24 protein-coding genes and 1 pseudogene are annotated in these 26461 nt (G+C 75.3%); 12 read left to right on the forward strand and 13 right to left on the reverse strand.

Annotated features, from left to right (window positions below; genetic code table 11):
• Positions 1–36: 36 nt before the first annotated feature.
• Positions 37–552, reverse strand: coding sequence for a nitroreductase family deazaflavin-dependent oxidoreductase (locus tag JE024_RS31045; RefSeq protein WP_205377223.1), 516 nt, complete (start codon positions 550–552; stop codon positions 37–39).
• A 309-nt stretch (positions 553–861) separates the two neighbouring features.
• On the opposite strand from JE024_RS31045, the gene JE024_RS31050 reads away from it, so the two are divergent.
• The 3 genes and pseudogenes from JE024_RS31050 (at position 862) to JE024_RS31060 (ending at position 3654) form a co-directional block, all read left to right on the forward strand.
• Positions 862–1614, forward strand: a complete 753-nt coding sequence (locus JE024_RS31050; RefSeq protein ID WP_205377224.1) for a TetR/AcrR family transcriptional regulator — start codon at positions 862–864, stop codon at positions 1612–1614.
• Positions 1615–1757: 143 nt separating this feature from the next.
• Entirely contained in the window at positions 1758–2993 is a 1236-nt protein-coding gene (locus JE024_RS31055) for a sensor histidine kinase (protein WP_205377225.1), read from the forward strand.
• A pseudogene (locus tag JE024_RS31060) lies at positions 2990–3654 on the forward strand (response regulator). Before JE024_RS31055 ends, JE024_RS31060 begins: the two are co-directional and overlap by 4 nt.
• An 81-nt stretch (positions 3655–3735) precedes the next feature.
• Here the strand turns inward: JE024_RS31060 and JE024_RS31065 are convergent.
• Together JE024_RS31065 and JE024_RS31070 are read right to left on the reverse strand one after the other, a co-directional pair.
• Positions 3736–4089, reverse strand: coding sequence for an SCO4225 family membrane protein (locus JE024_RS31065; RefSeq protein WP_205377226.1), 354 nt, complete (start codon positions 4087–4089; stop codon positions 3736–3738).
• 106 nt (positions 4090–4195) lie between these two features.
• A complete protein-coding gene (locus JE024_RS31070) occupies positions 4196–5482 on the reverse strand; it encodes an MFS transporter (RefSeq protein ID WP_205377227.1) in 1287 nt (428 codons plus the stop codon).
• 77 nt (positions 5483–5559) lie between these two features.
• Here JE024_RS31070 and JE024_RS31075 point away from each other — a divergent pair, with 77 nt between their 5' ends.
• Together JE024_RS31075 and JE024_RS31080 are read left to right on the forward strand one after the other, a co-directional pair.
• Positions 5560–6774 carry an ROK family protein gene (locus JE024_RS31075; protein ID WP_205377228.1) on the forward strand — a complete coding sequence of 405 codons (1215 nt, stop codon included), beginning with the start codon at positions 5560–5562 and terminating at the stop codon, positions 6772–6774.
• Positions 6775–6866: 92 nt separating this feature from the next.
• On the forward strand, positions 6867–7715 hold the full coding sequence (locus JE024_RS31080; protein WP_205377229.1) for a YhjD/YihY/BrkB family envelope integrity protein: 849 nt from the start codon (positions 6867–6869) through the stop codon (positions 7713–7715).
• A 107-nt stretch (positions 7716–7822) separates the two neighbouring features.
• On the opposite strand, the gene JE024_RS31085 is transcribed toward JE024_RS31080, so the two are convergent.
• Together JE024_RS31085 and JE024_RS31090 are read right to left on the reverse strand one after the other, a co-directional pair.
• On the reverse strand, positions 7823–8404 hold the full coding sequence (locus JE024_RS31085; RefSeq protein ID WP_205378440.1) for a DUF4865 family protein: 582 nt from the start codon (positions 8402–8404) through the stop codon (positions 7823–7825).
• A 5-nt stretch (positions 8405–8409) separates the two neighbouring features.
• Positions 8410–8988, reverse strand: a complete 579-nt coding sequence (locus JE024_RS31090; protein WP_244883277.1) for a TetR/AcrR family transcriptional regulator — start codon at positions 8986–8988, stop codon at positions 8410–8412.
• A 189-nt stretch (positions 8989–9177) separates the two neighbouring features.
• On the opposite strand from JE024_RS31090, the gene JE024_RS31095 reads away from it, so the two are divergent.
• Positions 9178–9456, forward strand: a complete 279-nt coding sequence (locus tag JE024_RS31095) for an SHOCT domain-containing protein (RefSeq protein ID WP_205377231.1) — start codon at positions 9178–9180, stop codon at positions 9454–9456.
• A gap of 154 nt (positions 9457–9610) precedes the next feature.
• Here the strand turns inward: JE024_RS31095 and JE024_RS31100 are convergent, their stop codons facing one another.
• A complete protein-coding gene (locus JE024_RS31100) occupies positions 9611–10129 on the reverse strand; it encodes an ATP-binding protein (RefSeq protein ID WP_205377232.1) in 519 nt (172 codons plus the stop codon).
• Between the two features lie 182 nt (positions 10130–10311).
• Positions 10312–10635 (reverse strand): hypothetical protein, encoded by a 324-nt coding sequence (locus tag JE024_RS31105; RefSeq protein ID WP_205377233.1) that lies wholly within the window; start codon positions 10633–10635, stop codon positions 10312–10314.
• Between the two features lie 195 nt (positions 10636–10830).
• Between JE024_RS31105 and JE024_RS31110 the strand changes: the two genes are divergently transcribed.
• Positions 10831–12015, forward strand: a complete 1185-nt coding sequence (locus JE024_RS31110; protein ID WP_244883278.1) for a PLP-dependent cysteine synthase family protein — start codon at positions 10831–10833, stop codon at positions 12013–12015.
• A gap of 82 nt (positions 12016–12097) precedes the next feature.
• On the opposite strand, the gene JE024_RS31115 is transcribed toward JE024_RS31110, so the two are convergent.
• Positions 12098–12544, reverse strand: a complete 447-nt coding sequence (locus tag JE024_RS31115; protein WP_205377234.1) for an SRPBCC family protein — start codon at positions 12542–12544, stop codon at positions 12098–12100.
• A gap of 4 nt (positions 12545–12548) precedes the next feature.
• Positions 12549–13436, reverse strand: coding sequence for a DeoR/GlpR family DNA-binding transcription regulator (locus JE024_RS31120; RefSeq protein ID WP_205377235.1), 888 nt, complete (start codon positions 13434–13436; stop codon positions 12549–12551).
• A 203-nt stretch (positions 13437–13639) separates the two neighbouring features.
• Here JE024_RS31120 and JE024_RS31125 point away from each other — a divergent pair, with 203 nt between their 5' ends.
• A complete protein-coding gene (locus JE024_RS31125) occupies positions 13640–16168 on the forward strand; it encodes a hypothetical protein (RefSeq protein ID WP_205377236.1) in 2529 nt (842 codons plus the stop codon).
• Here JE024_RS31125 and JE024_RS31130 read toward each other — a convergent pair.
• The 3 genes from JE024_RS31130 to JE024_RS31140 form a co-directional block, all read right to left on the reverse strand.
• The gene (locus tag JE024_RS31130; RefSeq protein ID WP_205377237.1) at positions 16138–18558 is read right to left on the reverse strand and encodes a right-handed parallel beta-helix repeat-containing protein; all 2421 of its coding nucleotides are present in this window, start codon (positions 18556–18558) and stop codon (positions 16138–16140) included. The genes JE024_RS31125 and JE024_RS31130 overlap by 31 nt on opposite strands.
• Positions 18559–18687: 129 nt before the next feature.
• Positions 18688–19290 carry an Rv1733c family protein gene (locus JE024_RS31135; RefSeq protein WP_205377238.1) on the reverse strand — a complete coding sequence of 201 codons (603 nt, stop codon included), beginning with the start codon at positions 19288–19290 and terminating at the stop codon, positions 18688–18690.
• Between the two features lie 300 nt (positions 19291–19590).
• Complete coding sequence (locus tag JE024_RS31140) at positions 19591–20049, reverse strand: DUF6643 family protein (protein WP_205377239.1); 459 nt, start codon at positions 20047–20049, stop codon at positions 19591–19593.
• A gap of 266 nt (positions 20050–20315) precedes the next feature.
• On the opposite strand from JE024_RS31140, the gene JE024_RS31145 reads away from it, so the two are divergent.
• On the forward strand, positions 20316–21587 hold the full coding sequence (locus JE024_RS31145; RefSeq protein WP_244883279.1) for a TerD family protein: 1272 nt from the start codon (positions 20316–20318) through the stop codon (positions 21585–21587).
• Between the two features lie 27 nt (positions 21588–21614).
• Here JE024_RS31145 and JE024_RS31150 read toward each other — a convergent pair whose 3' ends face one another.
• On the reverse strand, positions 21615–22823 hold the full coding sequence (locus tag JE024_RS31150; RefSeq protein ID WP_205377241.1) for a glycosyltransferase: 1209 nt from the start codon (positions 22821–22823) through the stop codon (positions 21615–21617).
• Between the two features lie 58 nt (positions 22824–22881).
• Here JE024_RS31150 and JE024_RS31155 point away from each other — a divergent pair, with 58 nt between their 5' ends.
• The 3 genes from JE024_RS31155 to lnt all read left to right on the forward strand — a co-directional run bounded on the left by JE024_RS31155 (position 22882) and on the right by lnt (position 26424).
• A complete protein-coding gene (locus JE024_RS31155; RefSeq protein WP_205377242.1) occupies positions 22882–23670 on the forward strand; it encodes a glutamate racemase in 789 nt (262 codons plus the stop codon).
• A gap of 315 nt (positions 23671–23985) precedes the next feature.
• The gene (locus tag JE024_RS31160; protein WP_205377243.1) at positions 23986–24549 is read left to right on the forward strand and encodes a hypothetical protein; all 564 of its coding nucleotides are present in this window, start codon (positions 23986–23988) and stop codon (positions 24547–24549) included.
• Between the two features lie 261 nt (positions 24550–24810).
• Positions 24811–26424 (forward strand): apolipoprotein N-acyltransferase, encoded by a 1614-nt coding sequence (gene lnt, locus JE024_RS31165; protein WP_205377244.1) that lies wholly within the window; start codon positions 24811–24813, stop codon positions 26422–26424.
• Positions 26425–26461 lie beyond the last annotated feature (37 nt).

Raw genomic sequence — 26461 nt, forward strand, 5'->3', positions numbered from 1 at the left:
TGGGTGGGCGCGGTGGGTTGGGACGCGGGTGCGCGGTCAGCCGGTGAGGGTGATACGGAAGACGGGGTGGTCGGGGGCGGCGGTCAGCAGCTCCTCGTCCGAGGAGGCCGCCGTCACGCCCTGGAAGTACTGGTTGACCTCCCAGCCCCACTTCTCCAGGTAGGCGCGCAGGACGGCGGGCTTCTCCGCGTCCGGGATCTCCGTGGCGGTGAACGTCCTCACCTTCCGCCCGACCCGGAGCTCGCCGCCGCCCGCCGCGCGCATGTTGCGCACCCACTGGGAGTGGCCGCGCGCGGAGACCAGGTAGCGGGTGCCCTCGTGGACGTGCTGGTTCACGGGGACGCGCTGCATCGTTCCGCTCCTGCGTCCGCGGACGGACATCTCCGCCGTGCCGAGCAGGCTGACGCCGTGGCGTGCCAGCCAGCCGACGAACCGGTTGAACCGCACGTTGAGGGCGCTGCCCCGGAGGTAGTACGGGGGCGGCTTCAGGGTGTTCCGGGCCTCGTTCCGGGTGTTCGGCGCCTGCTTCGGGGAGGGCTGGGTCTGCGGCATCGGAAGTCCCTTGTCGGTCGGTCGGCGGTGGGAACGGTGGTCGGCCGGTGGTCGGCATGGCCCGGTTTCGAGAGCACTGCTCTCGCTTGAGATCAGTGTGCACGGATCGGTGCACCAAAGCAAGAGCACTGCTCTCTGTTTTGTGTGCCGCTCTCGACGTGTGGCACCGCTCTCCGTGTGTCACGCCGCTCTCGATGTGCGGTGCCGCTCTCCCCGCGCCGCGCCGCTCCCGGAGCAGAGCAGTGCTCCGTTTGCAGTGCGATGATCTGTTTGAAGTGCGGTGCTCCGGCGCGTGGCAGACTGACCCGCATGACAAGCGTGCGCGGGGCCAGGGAACGGGCCCGGATCGAAGTCACCGCGGCCATCAAGGAGGAGGCCCGCCGCCGGCTCGCCGCCGAGGGCGCCGCGAAACTGTCGCTGCGCGCCGTCGCCCGCGAGCTCGGCATGGTCTCCTCAGCGCTCTACCGCTACTTCCCGAGCCGCGACGAACTGCTGACGGCCCTGATCATCGACGCCTACGACGCCGTGGGCGCCGCCGCCGAGGCGGCCGCGGCCCGCCCCGGCAGCGCCACCACCCCCAGCGGGGAGAAGCCGGTCCCGCACGGTGCCCACTTCCTGCGCTGGACGGCCGTCTGCGCCGCCGTCCGCGCCTGGGCCCTCGCCCACCCCCACGAGTACGCCCTGATCTACGGCTCGCCCGTGCCCGGTTACAGCGCGCCCAAGGACACCGTGGGCCCGGCCTCCCGGGTCGGACTGGTCCTCGTCGGCATCGCGCGCGACGCCTTTCTCGCCGAGGGCCTCGCCGTCCCGCCGCTGGGCGGCCGCATGACGGCGGAGGCCCGGCGCATCGCCGACGACGTCGCGCCCGATCTGCCGCCGCCGGTGGTGGCGGCGCTCGTCGCCGCGTGGGCGCAGCTCTTCGGGCTGCTCTCGTTCGAGTTGTTCGGACAGTTCGAGCGGGTCGTGGAGGAGCGTGACGTCTTCTTCGGCCACGCGACGGCCCGCCTCGCCGCCGAGGTGGGCCTGCGCCCGCCGCCCGCCGCCGCCCGGCCCTGGGGGTAGGCGCCCGCCCCGCGGACGGGCGCCCGCGCGAAGCCCCGGCGGAAACATGCAGGCCCCGCGCCCCGCGTACTTCCCGGGGAGTACGCGCGACCGCCCCGGCGGGGTGACGCGCGCGGGCCGGGGGCCGGTCTAGCGTGGCCGGTATGGAACTGCAGCGGGGCCCCGCAGGAGGTGGCCCGCCCCGCCACCGGGAAGGGCCACCGCTGCTGCGGCGGTGGGAGGAGCGGCGCGACCCCCGCCGGATCCCCTGGGTGTCGACGCTCGTGCTGGCCGTCGTCGTGATGGTCGGCAGCGGCTTCGCCGCCGAGGGCCAGGAGGCCACCCGGGAGCCGCTCGACGTCTTCGCCCGTGTCCTGCTCCTGGCGGGCCCGGCGCTGCTGTTGCTGCGCAACCGGTACCCGGTGCCCGTGGTCTTCGGTGTGTGCGGCGTCGCGCTGGTGTACCTGTCCGCCGGGTACCCGTACGGGCCGGTGTTCCTGACGGTGGCCGTCGCCTGCTTCGCGGCCGTCGTCGCCGGACGCCGCCGGGCCGCCTGGTGGGCGGTCGGGCTGCTGTGGGCCGGGCATCTGCTCGTCGCGCACTGGCTCTACGCCTGGCTGCCCCCGGCGGGGGACCGGGCCGCGCCGTGGGGCCAGGAGGTCGCGGTCACCGCCTGGGTGGCCGCCGTGCTGGCCGCCTCCGAGCTGGCCCGCGTGCGGCGGGAGGTCAGCGCCCGGGAGCGCGAGGAGCGGGAGGCCGCCGAACGCCGCCGCGCCGACGAGGAGCGGCTGCGGATCGCCCGGGAGCTGCACGACGTCCTCGCCCACTCCATCGCCGTGATCAACGTGCAGGCGGGCGTGGGCCTGACGCTCCTCGACGACGACCCCGAGCAGGCCAGGGCCGCGCTGACGACCATCCGGGCGGCGAGCAAGGAGGCCCTGGGGGAGGTGCGCCAGGTGCTGGACCGGCTGCGGTCGCCCGGCGAGGCGCCCAGGGCTCCCGCGCCCGGGCTGGACCGGCTGCCCGAGCTGGTCGAGCAGGCAGCGGCGGCGGGTCTGGCCGTCACGGTCGAGCGGACGGGCGAGGAGGCCCCCGCGCTGTCGCCGGGCGCGGATCTGGCCGCGTTCCGCATCGTCCAGGAGGCGCTCACCAACGTGGTGCGCCATTCCGGCTCCCGGACGGCGCGGGTCGCGATCGCCCGCACGCCCGGCCGCCTGGTGCTGCGGGTCGACGACGAGGGGCCCGCCACCGGGTCGGACGCCGGAGGCAGCGGCAACGGGCTCGCCGGCATGCGGGAGCGGGCCGCCGCGCTGGGCGGCACCGTCGAGGCGGGCACCCGGCCGGACGGCGGTTTCCGGGTCCGGGCCGAACTGCCCCTGCGGAGCGAGGAGGAGACATGATCCGGGTGGTGCTGGCGGACGACCAGGCCCTGGTGCGGGCGGGATTCCGGGCACTGCTCGGCGCCCAGCCCGACATCGAGGTCGCCGGGGAGGCGCCGGACGGGGGCGAAGCGGTGCGCCTGGTCGGGGAGCTGCGCCCCGACGTGGTGCTGATGGACATCCGGATGCCGGTCCTCGACGGGCTGGAGGCGACCCGCAGGATCACGGGCGACGCGCGGCTGTCCGCGGTGAAGGTGGTCATGCTCACCACCTTCGAGCTGGACGAGTACGTCTTCGAGGCGATCCGCTCGGGCGCCTCCGGTTTCCTGGTCAAGGACACCGAGCCCGGGGAACTGCTGCGCGCCGTGCGGGCGGTGACGGAGGGCGACGCGCTGCTGTCGCCCGGGGTGACCCGGCGGTTGATCGCGGAGTTCGCGGCCCGCTCCCGGGCTCCCGCCGGCGCGGCGCCCCTCGCCGGTCTGACCGAACGCGAGCGCGAGGTCATGGCGCTGGTCGGCATGGGCCTGTCGGCGAGGAGATCGCCCGCCGCCTGGTCGTCAGCCCGCTCACCGCGAAGACCCACGTCAGCCGGACGATGGTGAAGCTCGGCGCCCGCGACCGCGCCCAACTGGTCGTGCTGGCCTACGAGTCCGGCCTGGTCCGCCCGGGGTGGCTCGGCTGACCCCTGGTACCGGAGCCGCCCGGGGTGGCTCGGCTGAGCCCCCGGCGCCGGAGCGGCCCGGGGGGCCGGAGGCCCCGGGGCTCAGGCGCCGTGCGGTCGTGCGGTGTGCGCGGGGCGGCCCGTGTCGCCGAGCAGCCGGACGAACATGCCCAGCGCGCACGCCTGGATCAGCACCGCCGCCACCAGCGCCGGATAGAGGAACGCCGCCGATTCCGCGACCCCCTCGCCGAACAGCGTCCCGAGGGCCATCAGCCCGAAGATCGCCGGCGCGGCCAGCAGGAACAGCCAGATCCCGGCCATCGACGCGTCGTCGTGGTGGACGAACGCGGTGTCGACGGCGACGAAGACGGCCGCCGCGGCGACCAGCCCCAGATAGATCCGGGAGGCGAGGTTGCCGAAGGTCAGTCGTACGAGCGCGGTCAGTCGGGCGTTCATGGCCGTCTCCCCCATGGTCGTGGTGCTTTCCATGGTGCGCCCGTCCGGGTGAACGCGCCTGAGTACGGCTACTCAGGCGCGTGCCGGCCGGCTCCGGAGCCCGTGCTCAGCCGTGCCCGACGGCCGCCCGGGCGGGCTCCGCGTTGCCGGGGAGCGGCTCGTGACGGGTCACCTCGGCGCCCGGGGCGGAGGCGTGCCGTGCCGCGTACGCGATCACCGCGGCGCCGCCGGCCAGCAGCGCGACCGTGGTGAGCGCGGCCGGCAGGGAGAACCAGTCGGCGAGGAAGCCGATCGCGGGCGGGCCGAGCAGCATGCCGCCGTAGCCGAGCGTGGACGCCGCCGCGACACCGGCGGGACCGGCCAGGGCGCCCGCCCTGCCGACGGCCACGGGGAAGATGTTGGCGAGTCCGAGCCCGGCGACGGCGAACCCGGCGAGGGCCGCCCACACCGTGGGGGCCAGCGCGCCGAGCAGCATGCCCGCGGCGGCGGTGGCGCCGCCCAGGACGAGGGTGCGGGTCTGGCCCAGCCGCTCCAGCAGCAGCGTGCCGCTGAGCCGGCCGGCGGTCATCGCCAGGGCGAAGAGCGAGTAGCCGGCGGCGGCGACACCGGGGTGCGCGTGGAGGTCCTGCTCCAGGTGGAGCGCGCTCCAGTCGGCCATCGCCCCCTCCCCGTACGCGGTGCACAGCGCGATCACACCGAAGAGCACCACGAGCCTGCGGGTGCGCCCGGTGAGCCGGGCCGGTGCGGAGGTGCCGCCGGGCGACGCCTCGGGGGCGGTCGTGCGGTGGGCCAGCAGGGCCGGGGCCGCGAGCGCGGTGACGGCGAGGCCGGCGACGGTGAGCGCCAGCAGGTGGACGGTGGGGGACAGGCCGCCCGCCACCAGCCCGCCGAGCCCCGCGCCGACCATGCCGCCGAGGCTGAACGCCGCGTGGAACCCGGGCATCACGGGCCGTCGCAGCGCCGCCACCAGGTCGACGGCCGCGCTGTTCATCGCCACGTTGATGCCGCCGTAGGCGGCGCCGAAGACCAGGAGCACCAGGCCGAGCGCGAGCGCCGAGTGGGTCAGCGGGGGCAGCGCCATGCTCAGCGAGAGCAGCACGGCGCTGCACACCGTCACGGCGGGGCTGCCGTAGCGGCGGCACAGCCGGCCGGTGAGGGTCATGGTGACGACGGCGCCGGCGGAGACGCCGAGCAGCGCGAGACCGAGGTCGCTCGCGGAGGCGCCGGTCTGCTCCTTGATGGCGGGGATCCGGACGACCCAGCCGGCGAAGAGGAAGCCGTCGAGGGCGAAGAAGACGGTGAGGGCGATGCGGACGCGGGACAGGGAGGTGGAGGCGGTGTTTCCGCCGGGGCCCCCCGGAACGGCCGTCCGTAGTTTGTTTAGAAGCGGCACAAACTCAGGATAGGGGCTGGAGCCCTTCCGGTACAAGGCGGCGGAGGGGCCTGACGGATCATGGGAGACTCGCCTTCATGAACGGCAAGGTGACGTCCACCCGGACGAGACTGGAGAGAGGCCGCAGCGCGCTCGGCCCCGCCCTGGAACTGGTTCACACGGGACGCGCCCCCACGCGTGCCGTGCTCACGGCCGAACTGGGCGTCACCCGCGCCACCGCCGGCGCCGTCGCCGCCGAACTGGAGGCGCTCGGCCTCATCCGCGTCGACTCCCGCCCGGGGGCCGCCGCCGGCTCCCAGGGCAGGCCCTCCCACCGGCTCGCCGTCGACGAGAACGGGCCCGTCGTCCTCGCCGCCCAGGTGCACGCCGACGGATTCCGGGCGTCCCTCGTCGGCCTCGGCGGCCGCACCGTGGCCACCGCCCCCGGCGCGACCACCGTCCAGGCCGACCCGGCGCAGGTCCTCGGCGAGGTCGTCACCGCCGGGGCCGAGCTGCTGCGCGCGAGCGGACGGCGCTGTGTCGGCGCCGGGCTGGCCGTCCCGTCGGCCGTGGCCGAACCGGAGGGCACGGCCCTCAATCCCCTGCACCTCGCCTGGCCGGCCGGGGCGCCCGTGCGCGACATCTTCGCCGAGCAGGTCGCCGCCGCCGGCATCACCGGCCCCGCCTTCACCGGCAACGACGTCAACCTCGCCGCCCTCGCCGAGCACCGCCACGGCGCCGGGCGCGGCGCCCAGCACCTGCTCTGCGTCGCCACCGGGCACCGCGGCGTCGGCGGCGCGCTCGTGCTCGACGGACGGCTGCACAGCGGCAGTTCGGGCCTGGCGCTGGAGGTCGGCCACCTCACCGTCAGCCCCGAGGGCCGGCCCTGCCACTGCGGCAGCCGCGGCTGCCTCGACGTCGAGGCCGACCCGCTCGCCTTCCTCACGGCCGCCGGACGCGACCCGGGCCCCGAGGTGTCCCTCCTCCAGCAGGCCCGGGACATGCTGCGCGCCGAGTACGGCGACCCGGGCGTGCGCACCGCCGCCGAGGCGCTGATCGACCGCCTCGGCCTCGGCCTCGCCGGACTGGTGAACATCCTCAACCCGGACCGCATCATCCTCGGCGGCCTCCACCGCGAGCTGCTGGAGGCCGACCCGGAGCGGCTGCGGGCGGTCGTCGCCGACCGCAGCCTGTGGGGGCGCAGCGGGGGAGTGCCGATCCTGCCCTGCACGCTCGACCACAACAGCCTGGTGGGCGCGGCCGAGCTGGCCTGGCAGCCGGTCCTCGACGACCCGCTGGCCGCCCTCGCCTGACCGCTCCCCCCACGTGCCCGCGCCCGGCGCGGGCCACCCGTCCGGCGCAGCGGCGGCGGAACGCGGGGCCCGTACCGGGTAGTCGAGGCCGTATGACCGAGACACCGTCCGGCCCGCGGCGCATGCAACGGTTCGAGGAGCTGCACCGCAGGGTGGCCGAGTCACCGGCCGGACTCGCGTGGAACCGGGGCCGGGAGATGGAGCTGATGCACCGGGCGATGGGCTTCGCCGCGCTCGGCTTCCTCACCCTCGTCCCGCTGCTCGTCGTCGTCGCGGCCGCCGACCCGGTCAGCGCCCAGGGGTTCGCGCGCTGGCTCGTGCAGGCCCTCGGTGTCTCGAAGGAGTCCCAGCAGGAGGTCGAGGAACTGTTCGGCATGCCCGGACAGGCGCTCCAGCGCACCACCGCGTTCGGTCTGGCCGCACTGGCCGTGTTCGGCCTGACCTTCGGGTCCGCCGTGCAGACGGGCTACGAGAAGGTGTGGGACCTCCCCACGGCGCGCTGGCACACCATGTGGCGGCACGTGGTGTGGCTGGCGCTGCTGATCCTCTTCCTCATGACCTTCGTCAACACCCCCGAGCCGGGATCGGTGCTGGTGTCGGCGGTGGCCGCGGCCGCCGACCTGCTCGGCACCTTCCTGTTCTTCTGGGCGTCGCAGCGCCTGCTCCTCGGCGGGCGGGTGCGCTGGCGCGCGCTGCTGCCCGGCGCCGTGCTGACCGCGCTCGCCATGCTCGGCCTGCGGGTCTTCTCCCAGCTCGTGTTCTCCCCGCTGATCGCCTCGAACGCGGTGACCTACGGCCCCTTCGGCACGGTGCTCGTCGTCCAGTCGTGGCTCGTCGGTGTCGGCGTGGTGGTCTACGGCGGCGCGATCGCCGGGCGGATCGTCCACGAGACACGGACCCGCCGGCGCCTGGAGCGCGCCCTCTCCGAGCACACCCTCTGACCCGGGAACCGCCGCGCGGCACGGGCCCCGTCAGGCCCGGGCGCGTCCTCCGCCGGCGCGCCCCCGTCCCGCGCGGACCTCCCGCTCCGTCCTGTCGGAGCGCGCCTTCACCAGTGCCGGCCGCGCCGCAGGGCGGCCCGTCCGGGCGCCGAGACATGGAGCACGCGGTAGCGCTCGCCCGCGGCGGCCGGGGCGCCGTGCTCCCAGAGCGTCAGCTCCATCAGCTCCCAGCGGCGCGGATCGACGGCGAGGGCCGCGCAGACGACCCCGTCGAGCCCCGCGAGCCGTTCGGTCTCCGCCACCGCCCCGGCCACGGCCTCCCCGGGGGAGACCTCGGCGGGGACCCGCGTGGTGCGGCGCACGGCGGTGCGCGCGGGCGCCGCCGCCGACGGCCCGTCGGCGAAGAACAGCCCCGACCAGTGCTCCACCGCCGGGCGGCCGAAGTCGTCCACGATGCCCTGGAAGCCGGGGCCCCACAGGAAGGCGTTCATGCCCTCGGCGGCGTTCCACAGGTAGAGCGGCGCGTACTGGTTCACCGGGGAGTCGTCGCCCCGTTCGCGTGTCAGGTACGCCTTGAGGCCGAGGCCGGGGAAGTCGTCGAGGAGGTGCCCGCGGGTTGCCACCCGCCGCCGGACGATCCCCATGTCGTAGTCGGCGGGCAGGGTGATCCGGTACTGCATGGCGTGCACGTCTCTCATACCTCCGGGGTGCGGTGGTCGTCGGGTGCGAGCAGGGCGAGCAGTCCGTGCACGGCGGCGTCGAACGCCGCGGGCGACCCGGTGGCGCGGGCCAGGACGTAGCCGCCCTGGACGGTCGCCACCACGGCCGCCGCGGTGGCGGACGCGTCGAGGCCCGGACGCAGCCCGCCTCCGGCGGTGCCCTCGGCGACGATCCCGGTGAGCCTGCCGCGCAGCCAGTCCAGGGTCTCGTCCACCGGTGCGCGCAGCGTCTCGTCCGCCGTCACCTCGGGGTCCATGGTGAGCCGTCCGACCGGACAGCCCCTCAGCACGTCCCGCTCGCGCAGCAGATACGCCGCGATCCGCTCGTAGGGCGTGCCCGGCCCGTCGAGCGCGCTCTCCGCCGTGCCGCGCATCTCGTCCGCGGTGCGGCGGATCGCGGCGAGGGCGAGTGCGGGCTTGCCGCTGAAGTGGTGGTACATGCTGCCCTGGCCCGCGCCGGCCAGCCGCTGGATCGCCTTGGGGCTGGTGCCCACGTAGCCCCGTTGCCACAGCAGGTCGCGCGTGGCGGAGATCAGCCGTTCCGGAGTGCTCATGACGTCACTGTACATACCAGTAGGTACAGAGGGTCGGGATTTCCGCACGGGCCCGCCCCCGGGAGCCCGTACTGCCGGGGAGGTACGCGAGGTGTCGCCGGGCGTACGACGACGGCGGACCGCTCGCGGAGGAGGGTCGAGACATACCGCGCAACCGCGTACCGCGCAGCACCGAGGAGCTGAACCGCCATGAACACGCTTGCTTTCGACGGGCCCGGCCCGTGGGTCCTGTTCTTCCCCCTGGTCTGGGCCGCCGTGGTGGTCGGCGCCGTCACCCTGCTGCGCCGCACCGGTGTGCTGCGGGGCGGGCGGCCGCCGTGGCGGGGAGGGCGTCCCGCCGTCCCGGAGAGCTCGCCGATCGCCCTGCTCGGCCGCCGGTTCGCCGCGGGCGAGATCGACGAGGAGGAGTACTGGCGCAGGCTCTCCGTCCTCGGCGAACAGTTCGACCGCTCCCGGGGCGCCGGGTGACGGACCGCCCCGGGGCGACCGTGCGACGGACCGCCCCGGGGCGACCGTGTGAGCCGGCTCGCGGGCGGTCCGTCACGACGGACGCCCGGTGGGCCCGGAAAAGGGGGCGGCGGGCCGGAAGGTGTCCGGCCCGCCGCCCCCCTTTTCCGCAGGGTCAGCCCGCGACGGCCGACCTGGCGGTCGATGCTCTCTCGACGACCACCTCGGGCAGCTTCGTCAGCGGCCCGGTCGTGGTCGCCCCGTACACGGCGGGGTAGGCGGACAGGGACACCACCGGCGGATCGGCCGGCAGGGTGAACCAGACGACCTTCCCCGCCTCGCCCCGCGGCCGCACGCCCCAGCTCTCGCTGACGGCGGCGATCAGGGCGAGACCGCGCCCATGGGTCGAGGACGCGTCCGCGTCGAAGACGGTCGGCAGGCGCGGGTCGTGGTCCTGGACGGAGACCGTGAGGCGGTCGAGCAGCAGCTCGACGTCCACGGTGCATCTCTTGTCCGGCGACGCGTGCCGGTGGACATTGGTCAGCAACTCGGTGACACCGAGGGCGGCATGGTCGATCAGAGGATCGAGATGCCAGTAGCGCAGTTGCGCAGAAATGATTCTGCGGACCTGACCGATCCGCGACGGCAGGGCCTGGAGCTCCACCGTGCAGTGCCTGCTGGGCTGGCTGATCACGGCTGCGACTCCCCGAAATAGTCCGGAAGAAGACGAGACAAGAGATCCAGCAGTCGGCCGCCTGCTGAAACAGGCCGGCGGGGCTGGATCTCAGCGTGACCGCCGGTGAACCCTGAGTGATGTGGAACCAGCGTGAACCACTGCCGGGTGGGCCGCAACCCGCGGACGGCGTGCCGCCCGCCTCAGTCCTTGCCGCCGCCCGCCCCGCGCACGGCGTCGAGGAAACGGCCCGCGAGCAGCTTCGCGTCGGGCCTGCGGCCCCGCTGGCCCATCGTCAGGCGGTAGCGGCGGCCGTTCACCGTCGCCACCGTGCTGTCGTCGCCGGCGAACCACGGTCTGCCGGCGGTGACCGCGCGCACCGGCGCGCTGTCGATGATGCGGCCGTAACTGGTCATCAGGGCCAGCCGGCCGTCCTTGATGCGCACCTGTCCGGCACGGGTCAGCGACCGCGGCCAGCGCTCGATGCGCACGCCCGTGGCACTGAAATCAGGCTCAGCGGTCGACATGGTGTCCGCCCCCCTCACAGCGATCCTGGTGGAAGTCTGCACATGCGGACCCCCGAGCGCCAGTATGCCTGGCGGACATCGGCCACAAGCCCTGCCTATGGATCCCCAAAGCGAACGTTTGCCCAGGTGAGGGGCTTACTGTTGGCTGTGGGGGCCGTAGGGGACCTCTGGTGGCACAGGCAAGGAACGGCACAGATGAGCACGAGTGAGAATCCGGTGACCGCACCCGGACCGCACCACGCATCCGCCGAACGGGTGAGAGAGGCGGACGCGGGGCGCCCCGTCGCCACCGTGGACGTCGACCGCAGCGACGCCCGGTACCGGAGCTGGCTGAAAGAAGCCGTCCGCAAGGTGCAGGCGGACGCCAACCGCTCGGCCGACACGCATCTGCTGCGCTTCCCGCTCCCCGACGACTGGGGCATCGACCTCTACCTCAAGGACGAGTCCACCCACCCGACGGGCAGCCTCAAGCACCGCCTGGCGCGCTCGCTGTTCCTGTACGGCCTGTGCAACGGGTGGATCCGGCCGGGCAAGCCGGTCATCGAGGCGTCCAGCGGCTCCACCGCCGTCTCCGAGGCGTACTTCGCCAAGCTGATCGGCGTTCCCTTCGTCGCCGTCATGCCGCGCACCACCAGCCCCGAGAAGATCCGGCTGATCGAATTCCACGGCGGGCAGTGCCACTTCGTCGACGACCCGCGCGGGATGTACGAGGAGTCCGCGCTGCTGGCCGAGCGCACCGGCGGCCACTACATGGACCAGTTCACCTACGCGGAGCGCGCCACCGACTGGCGCGGCAACAACAACATCGCCGAGTCCGTCTACCAGCAACTGCGCCTGGAGCGTTACCCCGAGCCCGCGTGGATCGTGGCGACCGCGGGCACCGGCGGCACGTCGGCCACCATCGCGCGCTACGTCCACTACATGCAGTACGACACCCGGATCTGCGTCCCCGACCCGGAGAACTCCTGCTTCTTCGACGGCTGGACGCACGGCGACCCGCACGCCGGCAGCGACTGCGGCTCGCGCATCGAGGGCATCGGGCGCCCCCGGATGGAGCCCAGCTTCGTGCCGGGCGCCATCGACCGGATGATGAAGGTCCCCGACGCCGCCAGCATCGCCGCCGTCCGGGCGCTGGAGAAGGCCATCGGGCGCCGCGCGGGCGGATCGACGGGCACCGGGCTGTGGAGCGCGCTGAAGATCGTCGCCGAGATGCTCGGCAAGGGGGAGCGGGGCAGCGTCGTCACCCTGATCTGCGACCCGGGCGACCGCTACCTCGACAAGTACTACTCGGACGCCTGGCTCGCCGGACAGGGGCTGGAGATCCGGCCGTACATCACGGCGATCGAGACGTTCCTCGACACGGGGGAGTGGCCCTGCTGAGAGCGGTGATGCCGGGCCGCTGACCTGAATCGGGCCCGCTGCCGAACTGCCCGGGCTGCCGCCCCGGACCGCCGGGCGGGTGCTATCCGCCCGCCCGGCCGGAGAGCAGCCCGTCGAGCGCGCGGCCGAACACGATCCGCCCCGCGCGCGTCAGCAGCGGGTCCAGGGCGCGGGGCAGCCCGCGCACCCGCAGCTCCTCCGTCCACAGCACCACCGAGCCGGCGGCGCCGGGGTGCACCTCGATCTCCGCCCAGCCGGTCACCACCCGGCCGCGCTTCTCCAGCCGGCACACCCCGGCCCGGTCCGGCGCGGGGGGCTCCCAGCGGACGATCTCCATCGGATCGTCGAACCCCGCCCGGCCCGCGCCCGTGCGCGCCACGAACACCGTGCCCGCGCCCACCGGCCCGGGCGTCGTCACCGACACCGAGGTCAGGGGCACCCCGGCGGAGTGCGCCGGCCAGTCCGTCACACGCCGCCAGCACTCGGCGGCGGGCAGTCCCGTCGTGCGCCCGATCCGGAAGACGGCCACCGGCTCAGCCCTCCCCGTCCGCGGCCGCCGCGGCCTGTCCGGCCTGTCCGGCCTGCCCGGTGTCCCCGTCCGAGGCCCGTTCCCCGGCGACGACCAGGGTGGGGAGGTGCTCGGCCGCCTCGGCGCGCGCGTCCGGCGGCAGCCCGGCATCCGTGACCAGGGTGTCCACGTCGGACAGCCCGGCGAACGAACTCAGCCCCACGGTGCCCCACTTGGTGTGGTCGGCGACCACCACGACCCGGCGGGCGGCGTCCACCAGACGCCGGTTGGTCTCGGCCTCCGCCAGGTTGGGCGTCGACAGACCGGCCTCCACCGAGATCCCGTGCACCCCGATGAAGAGCACGTCGAAGTGGAGCGCGCGGATCGTCCGGTCGGCCACCGGGCCGACCAGGGCGTCCGACGGGGTGCGCACCCCGCCCGTCAGCACCACGGTGGCCGCGCCCGGCCGGGGAGCGGCACCGCCCGGGTGCTGCGCCGCGTGGAAGACGTCGGCGACCCGCAGGGAGTTGGTCACGACCGTCAGGTCCGGCACCTCCAGCAGATGGTGGGCCAGCGCGTACGTGGTGGTGCCGCCGGACAGGGCGATCGCGCTGCCGGGGACCGCGAAGCGCGCCGCCGCCCGCGCGATGTCCTCCTTGGCGGTCAGCTCCAGCGCCGACTTGGCCTCGAACCCCGGCTCGTGGGTACTCGCCTCGACGACCGGCACGGCCCCGCCGTGCACCTTCTCCACCACACCGAGCCGCGCCAGCGCGTCCAGGTCCCGGCGCACCGTCATGTCGGAGACACCGAGCCGGCGGGTGAGCTCGTTGACGCGTACGCCGCCACGCCGCCGGACCTCGTCGAGGATCAGGGCGCGGCGCTGCTCCGCCAGGAGATTCTGGTTGTCGGTCACCGTCGGGCCGGCTCCTTCCGTGTCGACACCGTGGCCTGAGGCACCGCGTCCGCTGACAAGTGCCCCATCCTCGCACGAACCTTCGGCCGCCCCGAGGCGGGGAGATTCGGTGAGATCCGTGCGGTGTCCGGCCCGGATCCGGGATTCTGGTGCACGCAACGCCGCACCGAGTCCCGCCGCCGAACGGAAAGCGAGCCGCGCCCGTGACCCCTGCCCACCCGGCACCGTACGGCGAAGGTCCCGCCCTGGAACTGCTCGTCCACGGCGTCGGCGGCGCCACTCCCGAGGAGATGCTCGGCGATCCGCGCACGGTGCGGATCACGGGCGACACCAAGGCGGCGGTGTACCGCCGCACCGACGACGCCGAGGCCGAGCAGCAGCCCGAGCGGTACACCGACCGGCCCGTTCCCGAGGCGTACGTCTGGTCCAACCTCACCTCGGGCAACGGCGCCCGGGCCCTGTGGCTGCTGCTCCTGCCGTTCATGATCGCCAACCTCGCGCACTGGATGCGCCCGCGCGCCCGCGGCAGCCGGCGCACCACCCGGCTCTACGGGGTGCTGGTGCGGCTGATCGCGCTCAGCCTCACCGTGCTGCTCACCGCCGCGGCCTGCGCGGTCGCCCTGGACCTGGTCGCCTGGCAGTGCGCGGGCTCGGCCGGGTGCGCGGGGGAGCGGGCCTGGCTCGGCTTCCTCTCGGCCGACCGGGGCGGCTGGTGGTCGCAGCCGGGCCGCCGCCTGGCCCTCGCCGCGGCGGTGCCCACCGCGCTCGTCGCCCTCCTCTGGTACCTCTCCAACCGGACCTGGAGCGCGTACGAGTCGCAGCGGCCCCCGACCGGCGAGGCGGGCTTCCCGCCCGACGACGCGGACGACGACCTCGACGAGGAGGCGGGCGCCCCCGTGCCCGCCGCCCGGACCGCCCCCGGCTGCGAGCCCCCGGGCAGTGAGCTCCCGAGCAGTCAGCCCCCGGCCGGCGAGCCCACCGCGGGCGACCTCTCCGGCGGACGGGACGGCGGGGACGGCCGGGACCCGGAGCAGGAGCGGGCGCCCGCCGTGCGGCCCGCGCTCGGCAGGCCCGGCTTCTGGTACGGGCGCCGGCTGGTCGCCCGGCTGCGCGCCGCGCACACCGCGGCCGGCTTCCTGACCGTCGCCGCCGCGGTCACCGTCCCCGCCGCCCGCCACGACCGCGAGGCCGGACACACCCTGCTCACCGCCCTCGGCGCGGTGCTGGCGGCGGCCCTCGTCCTCGCCGCCGGCGCCGTGGTGTGGGTCGTGCTGCGCCGCGGACGCAGCGAGCGGCGGGCCGACGCCCGCGCCGACCGCGTCGCCGTGCGCCTGCTGCCCGGCGTCTCGCTGGGCCTGCTCGGGCTGGGCGTCCTCTACGCCTGCTGGTCCCGGCCCGGCTGGGTCTCCTCGGCCACGCTCCCCGGCGAGGCGGCCGCCTTCCGCGCGATCACCCTGGCGCAGGGCGCCCTGGTCGTCGCGCTCGCCGTGGTGGCCGCGGTGCTGCACCGGCGGGCCCGGCATCCGCGCGCGGCGCTGCGGGGGCTCGGCGGACCGGCCGTCGCGATGCTCGCCTGCGCCCTGGGCGGCGTGATGACCGGCGGGGTGGCCCAGCGGGTGGGCGACTGGCTCGACGGCCCCGGCACCCCCGGCATGGGCGGGCACTCCACCATCGCCGGACCGCCCGTGCTGCTGAGCTGGCAGGCGTCCGTCATCCCCGTGCTGCTGGTCCTCCTGCTGCTGCCCGCGCTGTTCCTGGTGGCGCGGACCTGCCGCGCCGCGCGCCGGCTCGCGCCCGTCGTGGAGGCGGAGTACGGGGAGGACCGGCCCGACGAGGTGCGCACCCGGCGCATCGCCGGCACCCGCGCCCGCGCCCGGCTCACGGACGCCGCCCCCGTCCTGGTCGGCGTGCTCGCCGGCGCCACGCTGCTGCTCGGCGCCGGTGCCGTCGCCGGAGCCTGGATCACCGGTGAGGTGCCGGGCCGGGCGTTCGCCGGGGCCGGCCCCCTCCTGGAGTCGTTCGCGGACACCGCGCAGGCGCTCGGCTCCTGGCTCGTCGGCTTCGGCTTCATACTGTTCGTCACCCTGGGCCGCCGCGCCTACCGGGACGCCTCCGCGCGGCGCACCATCGGGATCCTGTGGGACGTGGGCACCTACTGGCCGCGCGCCGCCCACCCGTTCGCCCCGCCCTGCTACGCCGAGCGCGCCGTCCCGGACCTCACCTGGCGGATCTGCACCTGGACGGCCGGCACCGGGGGACGGCTCGTCATCTCCGGCCATTCGCAGGGCAGTGTGCTGGCCGCGTCGGCGGTCTGGCAGCTCCCGGCCGCCACCCGCCGCCGGGTGGCGCTGCTGACCTACGGCTCGCCGCTGGAGCGCCTGTACGGCCGCTGGTTCCCGGCATACTTCGGGGCGGCCGCGCTGCGGGACCTGCGCGGCGACATCGACTGCTGGCGCAACCTGTGGCGGCAGACCGACCCGATCGGCGGACCGCTGATGATCCCGGGCGAGGGACGCCATCCCGACGTCGACCGCGCGGCCCTCAAGGACCCGGTGGTGTACGGCCGTTCGGCCCGGTACCCGCTGCCCGAACCGATCCTCGGGCACTCCGACTACCAGGCCGATCCGGCGTTCGCCGAGGAGCGCGCCCAGCTCCTCGCCCGGCTCGCCCCGGCGGTGCCCCGGCAGGTGCGGCCCAAGGCTCAGGGCAGCTCGGGCAGGTCCTCGGAGTAGAGCAGGGTCAGATCGTCGGTGCTCAGCTCCGGCAGCGCCGCCACCCGTACCGCGTGCCGCTCCACCATCGACTCGAAGGTCTGGCGCGCGGTACGGCCGTTGCCGAAGGCGGGCCCCTTCGGGAGCGCGCCGAAGTACTTCAGCAGGGCCTCCGCCGTGCCCTCGGACAGCCGGTACTCGTGCTCCTCCGCCTGCTGGCCGACGATCCGCAGCAGTTCCTCCGCCGCGTAGTCCTGGAAGGTGATGGTCCGTGAGAAGCGCGAGGCCACACCGGGGTTGACGGTGAGGAACCGCTCCATCTCCGCCGTGTACCCGGCGACGATCACCACGACCGCGTCCCGGTGGTCCTCCATCAGCTTCACCAGGGTGTCGATGGCCTCCTTGCCGAAGTCCCGGCCGGAGTCCTCCGGGGACAGCGCGTACGCCTCGTCGATGAACAGCACGCCGCCGCGGGCCCGTTCGAACGCCTCCTGGGTGCGGATGGCCGTCGAGCCGATGTGCTCGCCGACCAGGTCCACCCGGGAGACCTCCACGAGGTGGCCGCGTTCCAGCACCCCGAGCGAGGCGAGGATCTCGCCGTACAGCCGGGCCACCGTGGTCTTGCCGGTGCCGGGGGAGCCGGTGAAGACCAGGTGGCGGCGCACGGACGCGGCCTTGAGCCCGGCCTCCTGCCGCCGCCGGCCCACCTCGATCATGTTGGTCAGGGTGCGGACCTCGCGCTTGACGCTCTCCAGCCCCACCAGGGCGTCCAGCTCGCCCAGCACGTCGTCCGGCCCGCGGACCGGTGCCGGGGCGGGGACCGGGGCGGCGGCGGGCGCCGCGGGGACGGCCGGGCTCTGCACCGGGACGGCGGTGAGCAGCCCGGGGGAGGCCGGGACGCTCTGCACCGCGGACACCCGCTCCGCGCCGGGGCGCAGGGTGCCGCTCTCGTCGCTGGTGCACTCCTCCACCAGCGGGCCGTCGTCCTCGCCGAACTCGTAGCCGCCGCGCGCGCAGCGCTCGGTGCGGCAACGGGTCAGCGTGGTGCGGCAGCCGTCCATCACATGGAAGCCGTAGCCGCCGCTGCCCGTGACCCGGCAGCCGCGGAACGTGCCCCGGCCCTCGGCCGACACGTAGAAGCCGGCCTCGGCCGGGCCGCTGACCGTGCAGCGCTCGATCAGCGGATCGGCGCCCTTGGTCACGATCACGCCCGTCTGGGCGCCGTCGACGGTGCAGTTGGCCAGCGTGCCGCCGCTCCCGTGGTCGCGGAACCAGGCGCCGGTGGACACCTCGCGGATGCGGCAGTCGTCGAGCTGCGCGGTCGCGCCGTCGCTCACCGAGACGGCGGTGTTGCGGACCTGGGTGAGATCGCTGTCGACGACGTCGGCGCGGGAGCCGCGGTCGAGGACGAAGATCGCGTCCGGCACGTCGTGGACCCGGCAGGCGTCCAGCACGGCCGTCGCGCCGTCGCTGACCCAGACGGCCGGGTAGTCGCCGGTGCTGTCGTGGATCTCGCACTGGTTGGCGTCGACCCGGGTGCCCGGGTCCCACACCGACAGGCCGTTGCGGCCGAACCGGCGCACGGTGGACCGGGTGAGGGTGAGCACCGAGCGGGAGCGCAGGTCGACCGCGTTCTCCGGGATGTCGTGGATGTCGCAGTCGGAGAGCGTCAGCACGGCGTCGGTGTCCAGGGTGACGCCGTCGGACGAGGTGCGGTGCACCGACGAGTCCGTCAGATGGGCCGCGGCGCGCGAGGTGATCTGCACCCCCGTGCCCTTGATCTCGTAGATCTCGCAGCCGAGGGCCTCCAGGCCGCTGCCCTCGCCCGTCACCGACAGGCCGGCGCCCGAGGCGTGGTGCACCCGGCAGCGCTCCAGCCGCGGGTGTGCCCCGCCGCGCACCGACACGCCCGACTGACCGGCCGAGACGACCTCGCACTCCTCGAACACGCCGCCCGCGCCGTCCAGTACGGCGATCCCGACGCCCGCCGGGTTGTCGACGGTGCAGCGGCGCACCGTGGGGCGGGCGGAGCCGCGCACCTCGATGCCGGCGGCCGAGCGGGTGACGATCCTCAGGTCGGACAGCTCCGGTGTGCCGTCCTCGACCAGCAGGGCGGGGGCGGCCGAGTCCTGTCCCTCCACGTGCAGGTCCAGCACCGTCGCCGAGGCGCGCACCGTGAGCGGGACGCCGTCGGCGGGCGCGATCCGCACCGAGCCGGCCGAGCCTTCGGGGCCGCGCAGGGTCACCGCACGGGTGAGCACCAGATTCTCGCGGTACGTCCCGGGGGCGACGGTGAGGACGTCCCCGTCGCCGGCCGCCTCCAGGGCGGCGGCGAGGGAGGCGTACTCACCTGTGCGGCGCCGCCACCGCGATGTGCCGGTGTGCGTCACCTGGACCGTGCCCTGTGCCATCGTGCTGCTCTGCCCCCACCTCGTGATCCGTGCACCGCGGCGCCTGCGCGAGGACGCCCTCCGCACCCCCGAAGGGGGTCGCCCCACCGTAGCGCGCGCGGCGGGCGGGAGTTGACGGCATCCGGCGGCTCAGCTCCCCGCGTCCGCTCTGCCCCAGTCGGGACCGGTGGCCGCCCAGGCCCGGTCCAGCCGGGCGTGGCGGCGGCGCGTCAACCGCCACAGGACCATCCGTCGGGTGCACTCCACGAGCAGGGCGGTGAGCGCCGAGGCGCCGGTGCCCGCGAGGACGGCGTGCAGCCGCGCCGTGGCAGGGTCCATGGGGCGGGGCACCCGGCGGCCCGACGCGTCCGTCCACACGGTGAACCTGTCGCCGGGGCGCGGCGTGCGCAGCGAGGTGGTCACCGTGCCGGTGTGCACCCGCCCGTCGGGGGACGTCCAGGTCGCGAGGACCCGGCGGCGCTCCTCGGCCGCGGTGGACTCGTCGCCGGACCCGGCGGGGCCCGCGGGGGCCGGTCCGGTGACCTGTGCCGTGACCGGGTGCCGCTGCTGGAGCTGGAGGCGGACGGAGCCGCGCAGGGCCTCGTCCGTCAGCGTGCCCGTGACCCAGCCGACCGCCGGGGCCGCGGTGACGAACAGCAGCACGGCGACGAGGGCGAGCCACGCCTCGGCCATGTCCGTGGGACGGCACAGCGGATTGCGGCGCCAGCGCCGGATCCCTGCGGCTGCTCGCACGACGCGTCACCCCCCTCCGGGTACTCCAACGCGCGCGCGGGCGTTCACGGTTCCCGGCCGGGGCGCGGGGAGCGGGGGCGTGCGAGGTGGACCCCCGGCGAGCCGTGCGGCCGTGCCCCCGCGCCGGGGTACGTGCCGAGACGGTCACCGGGGGTGACGGAGCTCCGGGTCGCGTGGCGGGTGCCCGGAGCGGCGCGCACCGCTGTGCGCACTCCGGACCTCGCCGCCGTGCCGCGTCCGTGGAACCGTCCGTGACGGCCCGTCAGGAAGACGACGGGGCGGGCCGCACGGAGGGCCGCGTCAGTATCCCCGGCCCTGGTACTGCCGGTTGTAGGGGTCCTCGTACGGAGACGGGGCCGGACGGGCCGCGGGGCGCATCGCCTCGTAGCCGCCGGCGGGCCGGGGCGGCTGCTGCCCCTGGTACCCCTGGTACCCCTGCTGCTGGGTGCCCGGGTAGCCGCGGGGCGCGGCCTGCTGCGGGATGTACGGTGCCGGGGCCTGCTGCAGCGGCACGGGCTGCTGCACGGGCTGCGGGTAGCCGTACGCGGGCGTCGAAGGGGAGGGTGCCGCCGGGAGGGCGGGCAGGGCCGCGGGGAGCGCCGGCAGGTAGCTGTTGCCGGTGTCGTACGCGGAGGGCACTCGGATCGGGGCGATCTGAGGCGTGCCCCGCTCCGCGACCAGGGAGTCGTAGATCGGGGTGTCGGGGAACGACGGCGCGGAGTAGTAACCGCCGCCATAGGTGGCGCGGGGGGAGGTCATGGCACATAAGTTAAGCCCACGATGTGCTGGTTGGGGAGCCCGATAAGAGGGTTGTTTCAGCAGCTCTGAGTGACCGTGGATCCCCAATTCGAGCGAATCAGGGAAAAACGGTCGCCTTTACGTCTCATGATCGTGTAAAGGGCAAGCTGAGAGACGGTTACCGATGGGTCGGCCCGACGAGGGGGACGTATGCGGAACAGTGTGACGACGAAGGGACTTCCGGGCGTGCCGAGCCCGGGGGCCACGGACCCGCGATGGGGGCGAGCATGACGATGCTTAAGGGAGCCAATACACCGGTACCGGCACAGCGGGTCCGGATCGAACTGGGCTGGCGTCCGGGGCCGGGCGTGCCCGACATCGACGCCTCGGCGCTGCTGCTCGCCGACGGCAAGGTCCGCTCCGACGCGGACTTCGTCTTCTACAACCAGCCCGCCCACGCCTCCGGCGCCGTGCGCCACGAGGGCAAGGGCGCCGGCACCGACACCGTCTCCGTCGACCTCGGCCGGGTCGAGGGCGCCGTCGAGCGCATCGTGCTGGCCGCCTCCGCCGACGGCGGCACCTTCGGCCAGGTGCCCGGCCTCCACATCCGGGTGCTCGACGCCGCGAACGGCGCCGAACTGGCCCGCTACGACAGCCAGGACGCCTCCGTCGAGACCGCGTTCGTGCTCGGCGAGCTCTACCGGCGGCAGGGCGCCTGGAAGTTCCGCGCCGTCGGACAGGGCTACGGCAGCGGACTGGAGGGCCTCGCCACCGACTTCGGCATCACCGTCGACGAGCCCCAGCAGGCCGCGCCCGCACCGGCCGCCGCGGTGCCCCCGCCGCCGCCGGCTCCCCCGGTCCGGCCCGCGGTCCCGGCCGCGCCCCCCGCCCCGCCGGCGCCGGCCCCCGCGCCGGCCGCGCCGGTCCGCCTCACCAAGGTCACGCTCACCAAGGACGCGCCCGCCGTCTCGCTCATCAAGCAGGGCGGCACCTCGGGCGCGATGCGGGTCAACCTGAGCTGGCAGGTGCGCAAGCAGTTCCAGGGCTGGGGCGCCAAGCTCGGCCGCGCCGTCGCCATGCACGGCGACCTCGACCTCGACCTGTGCGCCCTCTACGAACTCACCGACGGCCGCAAGGGAGTCGTCCAGGCACTCGGCAACGCCTTCGGCGCCTTCGACCAGCCCCCGTACATCCACCTCGACGGCGACGACCGCACCGGCGGCACCTCGGGCGAGAACCTCACCGTCAACCTCGACCACACCGCCGCGCTGCGCCGGGTGCTGATCTTCGTGACCATCTACGAGGGCGCCCGCAGCTTCGCCGACCTGGACGCGACCGTCACCCTGCAGCCGCAGCACGGCGCCGCGATCGACTTCTCGCTCGGCCAGTGCACCGTCCCGTCCACGGTCTGCGCCCTGGCGCTGATCACCAACACCGGCTCCGACCTCGTCGTCCAGCGCGAGGCCCGGTTCCTGGTGCCCGAACGCGGCGTCAGCCCCCAGCGCACCGTGGACTACGCCTACGGCTGGGGCATGAACTGGACCCCCGGCAGGAAGTGACCCGGGGCCCGGCCGGCGCCCGGGCCCTCAGCGCCGCCCGGGCGCGGCCTCGGGGCGGGTGTACACCCGCCCCTTCCAGGCCGCGCCCGCGCCGCGGTGGTGCCGCACCGCCGAGTCGATGGTCATCAGCAGGTACAGCACCGCCGTGAACGGCAGCAGCGGCGCCATCCGCAGCGGCTCGCCGTAGTAGCGCAGCACCGGTCCGAAGGTGCCCGCCATCACGGCCCAGGCGAGCCCCCCGGCCCAGGCCGCCGCGGGATCGCCGCCCAGCAGCCCCGCCGCGAGCGCCACCGGCGGCACCACGTACACCAGCAGCAGCCCGGCGACCGTGCCGGCGAGCAGCACCGGGCTGTGCCGCAACTGCGCGTACGCGCTGCGCGAGACCATCGCCCACAGGTCCCGCAGCCGGGGGTACGGGCGGACGCTCGTCACCCGGTCCGCCAGCCCCAGCCAGAGCCGGCCGCCCTCCCGCCGGACCGCGCGGGCCAGGGCGACGTCGTCGATCAGCGCCTGCCGGATCGACTCCGGCACCCCCGCCCGCCGGGCCGCCTCCGTCCGCACCAGCACACAGCCGCCGGCCGCCGCCGCCGTCCCCCGCGCGGATCCGTTGATCCAGCGGAACGGGTAGAGCTGGGCGAAGAAGTACACGAAGGCCGGGACCACCAGCCGCTCCCAGCCGCCCGCCACCCGCAGCCGCGCCATCAGCGAGACCATGTCGTAGGCGTCGCCGCCGTGCCCGCGGCGCGGCGCCTGCCCGGCCGGACCGGCCGCGGCGACCAGGGCGCGCAGGCTGTCCGGCTGGTGGGCGATGTCGGCGTCCGTGAGCAGCAGGAACTCCGGGTCCCGCGCCCCGGCCAGGGCGATCCCGTGCCGCAGCGCCCACAGCTTGCCCGTCCAGCCCGGCTCCGGTTCGCCGGGCGCCGACACCGTCAGCGGCAGCCCGCCGTGCCGGGCGGCCAGCGACCGCGCCAGCTCGCCCGTCCCGTCGCCGCTGTTGTCGTCCACGAGCACGATCTCGGCCCGCCCCGGGTAGTCCTGCCGCAGCAGGGACGGCAGGCTCAGCGCGAGGACCTCCGCCTCGTCGCGCGCCGGCACCACGACCACCACGTCCGGCCACCGGGCCGGCTCCCCGTACCCGGGCAGCCGCTGGTCGGTGCGCCAGTAGAAGCCCCGGCCGAACAGCAGGAAACACCAGGTGACCAGGGATGCCGTCGCAATCCAGGCAAGAGCGCTCATTCGCCGCAGTCTGCCCCACACCGGCAGCCGCCGGGCGGTGGTCGACTATGGTGACCGGGTGAAGATCGCGCTCATGGACTCCGGAATCGGACTGCTGCCCGCCGCCGCCGCGGTACGACGCCTGAGGCCGGACGCGGATCTCGTCCTCTCCTCCGACCCCGACGGCATGCCCTGGGGTCCCCGCACGCCGGAGGATCTCACCGAGCGGGCCCTGGTGGTGGCGCGTGCCGCCGCCGCCCGGCGGCCCGACGCGCTGATCGTCGCCTGCAACACCGCCTCCGTGCACGCGCTCCCCGCCCTCCGTGCGGAGCTGGAGCCCGGGCTCCCCGTCATCGGCACCGTCCCCGCGATCAAGCCGGCGAGCGCCGCCGGCGGCCCGGTCGCCATCTGGGCGACCCCGGCGACCACCGGCAGCCCCTACCAGCGCGGCCTGATCGAGGACTTCGCCCACGGCGTCGACGTCACCGAGGTGCCGTGCCCCGGACTCGCGGACGCCGTGCAGCACGCCGACGAGGACGCCGTCGCCCGGGCCGTGGCCGCCGCCGCGGCCCTGACGCCGTCCGGGCTCGGCGCCCTCGTCCTCGGCTGCACCCACTACGAACTCGTCGCCGAACGCATCCGCGCCGCCGTCGCCCCCGCCGGCGACAAGCCCGCACCCGTCTTCCACGGCTCGGCGGACGCCGTCGCCGCCCAGGCCCTGCGCCGCAGCGGCATCCCCACCGCCCCGGACGCCGAGCCCACCGGGCGCATCACCGTCCTGCTCAGCGGCCGGGAGTCCGTCCTGCCGCCCGCCGCGCTCGCCTACGCCGAGGGCCGTCTGCTGCGGGCCGCCGCCCCGGCGCTCTGAGCCACCGCCGCCCCCGCGGTCGAGGGACAACCGCCGGGCCCGCGCTCCGAGAAGCCGGCGCCCCTGCGCTCCGGACACCGACAGGGCCCGCGGTGCGGGACGCCCGCCGCCGTGGGCCCGGGTCGCCCGGAGCGCTCCGAGAAGCCGGCGCCCCTGCGCTCCGGACACCGACCGGGCCCGCGGTGCGGGACGCCCGCCGCCGTGGGCCCGGGTCGCCCGGTTGCCGACCCGGCGCACCCCGGGACCGCTGGCGGAACTACGGTCCGTCACGGGCGGACGATGCTCCCCGGGGGCTTCCTGGGTACCCTCCACAACATGAGGCACCATCTCCGTCACATGGGGTCCTCCGCCGCAGAGCCCCTGCCCGAGACCTGGACCGGCCGCGCGACCAACCGCATGCAGTGGGTGCTCGCGGCGGCCGGCGCCGCCTGCCTGGCGCTGGGCATCAAGCTCGCCGTCGACGGCAACTGGACCACGGGCGTCGCCGCCCTCGGGATGGCCGTCGTCGGCTGTGTGGCCGCCGGCCTGATGATGCTCTACGGCACGCTCGCCTTCGTGCACGTCGAGGTCACCGTCGACCGCGAGGCGGTCGAGGTGCGCTGCGGTCACATGGGACTGCCGCGCCGGCGCATTCCGCTCGACCAGGTGGTCGCCGCGGAGTTCGACCCCAAGGTGACCCCCCGCCAGTGGGGCGGCTGGGGATGCCGCTGGCGCCCCGAGCGCGGGACCGCCGTGGTGGTGCGCCGGGGCGAGGGCCTGGTGGTGACGCTGGGTGACGGCAAGACCTTCACCGTCACCGTGGACGACGCGGAGCTCGCGGTGCGCGTGATCCGCGACCGCATCCGCCGCCTGCACTCCGGTTCGGTCCCGCTGACCTGACGGCCCGGTCCCGCCGGCCTGACCGCGCCCGCACACCGGCCCGGTCCGCTGACCTGACCCCGCCCGCACACCGGCCCGGCCCGGTCCGCTGACCTGACCTGACCTGACCCCGCCCGCGTCCCGGTTCGGCCCGGTCCGGTCCGCTGACCTGACCCCGCCTGCACCCGGTCCGGTCCGCCGACCGGACCTCCGGCTCCGCACCGCGGTCCCGGGGGCCGACCGCCCGCTGTGCGCACAGCGTCCCGCCGTAGACTCCGGCAGGTGAGCACCACCATCGCCCCCGTCGACTCCCCCCGGCCCGCCTCCGGCGCCGCCCGGTCCCTGGCCGGCCGGTTCGCGCGGCCCGCCGCAGCGGCCCTGTCGGGGGTGCTGCTCTTCCTGAGCTTCCCGCCGCGGCCGCTGTGGTGGCTCGCGGTCCCCGCCTTCGCCCTGCTCGGCTGGACCCTGCGCGGGCGCCGGACGCGGGCGGCGCTGGGCCTCGGTCTCCTCACCGGCCTCGGCTTCATGCTGCCGCTGCTGGTGTGGACCGGGGAGGAGGTCGGCCCCGTCCCGTGGCTGGCCCTCGCCTTCGCCGAGGCGCTGTTCGTCGCCGCGGCCTGCACCGGCATCTCCGCCGTGTCCCGGCTGCCCGGCTGGCCGCTGTGGGGCGCGGCCCTGTGGATCGCCGGCGAGGCCGCCCGCGCCCGGGTGCCGTTCGGGGGCTTCCCCTGGGGCAAGATCGCCTTCGGACAGGCCGACGGCGTCTTCCTGCCGCTCGCCGCCGCCGGCGGCACCCCGCTGCTCGGCTTCGCCGTCGCGCTGTGCGGCTTCGGGCTGTACGAGACGCTGCGCCGGGCGGTCGCCTTCCGGCGTACCGGCACGCTGCCGAGGGCCGCCGCCGCGGTGGCCCTGCTCTCCCTCCTGCTCCCGCTCGCCGGGGCCCTCGCGGCCCGCCCGCTCGTGGACGACTCCGCCGAGGACGGGACCGCGACCGTGGCCGCGATCCAGGGCAACGTGCCCCGCCTCGGCCTGGACTTCAACGCCCAGCGGCGTGCCGTCCTCGACAACCACGCACGGCGCACCGAGCAGCTCGCCGCCGACGTGGCCGCCGGACGGGAGCCGCGCCCCGACTTCGTGCTGTGGCCGGAGAACTCCTCCGACCTCGACCCCTACCGCAACGCCGACGCCCGGCTCGTGATCGACCGGGCCGTCGACGCGATCGGCGTCCCGACCGTCGTCGGCGCCGTCCTCACCCCGGACACCGGGCCGCTGCGCAACACTCTGATCGAGTGGGAGCCCGGCCGGGGGCCGGTGGACACCTACGACAAGCGCCATGTGCAGCCGTTCGGCGAGTACATCCCGATGCGGTCGTTCGTGCGGATCTTCAACTCCGACGTGGACCGGGTCCGCCGCGACTTCGGACCGGGCGACGAGGTCGGCGTCTTCGACCTCGCCGGCACCCGGGTCGGCCTGGTGACCTGCTTCGAGGCGGCCTTCGACGACGCCGCCCGGGACACCGTGACCCACGGCGCGCAGATGATCTCCGTCCCCAGCAACAACGCCACCTTCGGGCGCAGCGAGATGACCTACCAGCAGCTCGCCATGTCCCGGGTGCGGGCGGTGGAGCACAGCAGGTCGGTGGTGGTCCCGGTGACCAGCGGGGTCAGCGCGGTGATCATGCCCGACGGGCGGATCGTGCGGGAGACCGCGATGTTCACGCCGGACGCGCTCGTCGCCGAGGTGCCGCTGCGCTCCTCGCAGACGCCGGCGACCCGGCTGGGCGTGCTGCCCGAGGCGGCGCTGCTGCTGCTCGCCGCGGGCGCCCTGGGCAAGGCAGCGGCGGACGCGGTGCGCGACCGGCGGCGGCGCGCGGCAGGCGCCGCGGAGGCCTCCTGAGCGTCGCGGCCGTCTTCGGGACGGGGCGCGGGCGCGG

This window comes from Streptomyces zhihengii (genome assembly GCF_016919245.1).
In the GTDB taxonomy this organism is placed as follows: Bacteria; Actinomycetota; Actinomycetes; order Streptomycetales; family Streptomycetaceae; genus Streptomyces; species Streptomyces zhihengii.

Excerpts from the sequence above, each read along its gene's own strand:
- JE024_RS31150 (WP_205377241.1), bottom strand. The coding sequence starts at position 22,823 with ATGAGCGCTCTTGCCTGGATTGCGACGGCATCCCTGGTCACCTGGTGT.
- JE024_RS31105 (WP_205377233.1), bottom strand. The coding sequence starts at position 10,635 with ATGTCGACCGCTGAGCCTGATTTCAGTGCCACGGGCGTGCGCATCGAG.
- JE024_RS31090 (WP_244883277.1), bottom strand. The coding sequence starts at position 8,988 with ATGAGCACTCCGGAACGGCTGATCTCCGCCACGCGCGACCTGCTGTGG.
- JE024_RS31045 (WP_205377223.1), bottom strand. The coding sequence starts at position 552 with ATGCCGCAGACCCAGCCCTCCCCGAAGCAGGCGCCGAACACCCGGAAC.
- JE024_RS31050 (WP_205377224.1), top strand. The coding sequence starts at position 862 with ATGACAAGCGTGCGCGGGGCCAGGGAACGGGCCCGGATCGAAGTCACC.
- JE024_RS31160 (WP_205377243.1), top strand. The coding sequence starts at position 23,986 with ATGAGGCACCATCTCCGTCACATGGGGTCCTCCGCCGCAGAGCCCCTG.
- JE024_RS31055 (WP_205377225.1), top strand. The coding sequence starts at position 1,758 with ATGGAACTGCAGCGGGGCCCCGCAGGAGGTGGCCCGCCCCGCCACCGG.
- JE024_RS31065 (WP_205377226.1), bottom strand. The coding sequence starts at position 4,089 with ATGAACGCCCGACTGACCGCGCTCGTACGACTGACCTTCGGCAACCTC.
- JE024_RS31145 (WP_244883279.1), top strand. The coding sequence starts at position 20,316 with ATGACGATGCTTAAGGGAGCCAATACACCGGTACCGGCACAGCGGGTC.
- JE024_RS31140 (WP_205377239.1), bottom strand. The coding sequence starts at position 20,049 with ATGACCTCCCCCCGCGCCACCTATGGCGGCGGTTACTACTCCGCGCCG.
- JE024_RS31130 (WP_205377237.1), bottom strand. The coding sequence starts at position 18,558 with ATGGCACAGGGCACGGTCCAGGTGACGCACACCGGCACATCGCGGTGG.
- JE024_RS31095 (WP_205377231.1), top strand. The coding sequence starts at position 9,178 with ATGAACACGCTTGCTTTCGACGGGCCCGGCCCGTGGGTCCTGTTCTTC.
- JE024_RS31075 (WP_205377228.1), top strand. The coding sequence starts at position 5,560 with ATGAACGGCAAGGTGACGTCCACCCGGACGAGACTGGAGAGAGGCCGC.
- JE024_RS31080 (WP_205377229.1), top strand. The coding sequence starts at position 6,867 with ATGACCGAGACACCGTCCGGCCCGCGGCGCATGCAACGGTTCGAGGAG.
- JE024_RS31110 (WP_244883278.1), top strand. The coding sequence starts at position 10,831 with ATGAGCACGAGTGAGAATCCGGTGACCGCACCCGGACCGCACCACGCA.